General features: G+C 58.2%; 1 protein-coding gene. It reads left to right on the top strand.

What is annotated here, in order from left to right:
- Positions 1-43: 43 nt before the first annotated feature.
- Positions 44-976, top strand: coding sequence for a YeiH family protein (locus tag YWC_RS0126895; RefSeq protein WP_443093635.1), 933 nt, complete (start codon positions 44-46; stop codon positions 974-976).
- Positions 977-1,128 lie beyond the last annotated feature (152 nt).

Below are 1,128 nucleotides of genomic sequence, written 5' to 3'. Positions count from 1 at the left end.
AGGCTTGGCACTTTGCGCTGTGGTTACTGCGATAGCTTACGCAATGGAAAACATCGAAAGCGCTTTATTTGGCCACGCATGGCTCGAAAGCCTGGTGCTGGCCATTCTTCTAGGCACCGCCGTGCGGACGGTGCATCGGCTCGATACTCGCTTCGAAGACGGCATCCAAGTCGGTGCGAANTTATTGCTGGAAATCGCGGTCGTGCTGCTGGGCGCTTCGGTCAGCGCCGGTGCGCTGCTCGAAAACGGCATCGGTCTGATGAGCGGCATCGCGGCAGTGGTCGCCATCGCGATTGCGCTCAGCTTTGCCCTTGGCCGTGCTTTTGGTCTGCCGCGCAAGATGGCCATCTTGATTGCCTGCGGCAATTCGATTTGCGGTAACTCTGCCATTGCCGCGGTGGCCCCGGTTATCGATGCGGATGGAAAGGACGTCGCTGCGGCGATCGCCTTCACTGCCGTGCTTGGCGTTGTCGTGGTGCTGGTGCTGCCGCTAATGGTGTCACTGTTGTCGTTTTCACCAACGCAGTTCGGTGTCTTTGCCGGGCTGACCGTCTACGCGGTGCCCCAGGTGCTGGCCGCGACCTCATCGATATCGCTTAGCAGCGTCCACATCGGCACCCTGGTGAAACTGGTGCGGGTGCTGATGCTGGGCCCAGTCGTGCTGGTACTGTCGCTGATTGGTCGGCGCGAAGGTGGTCGTCGTCCTGCGCTGTCGCATATGGTCCCGTGGTTCATCGTCGGCTTTTTGCTACTGCTGACCTTGCGCTCGTTCGGCGCCATTCCAGAGGCGGCAATTGCGCCGATGCACGTGACGGCGAATTTCCTCACCATTATGTCGATGGCCGCACTCGGACTCGGCGTCGATGCGCGCTCAGTCATGCGGGCCGGTTGCCGGGTCGCCGCAGTTGTCGTGTTGTCGCTGCTGGCGTTGGCAGTCATCAGTTTTTTCCTGATAAAAATGCTCGGCATCGTTTGAAGCACTGCCCGATTAGCGGCTACCGTTAGAAATCGAGGATCTGTATTTTTTTAATACGAGAAACTTGGTGGTATTGCAGAAAGTTACAGTCTGATACGCTTGGCAAGCAGTCGCGCAATGCGCTTGCCAGAGCGGTCTTGATTCATCGCTTA

This window comes from Massilia alkalitolerans DSM 17462, assembly GCF_000427785.1.
Taxonomy (GTDB): Bacteria; Pseudomonadota; Gammaproteobacteria; order Burkholderiales; family Burkholderiaceae_D; genus Telluria; species Telluria alkalitolerans.
This window is presented reverse-complemented; position numbering and strand designations above follow the sequence as displayed.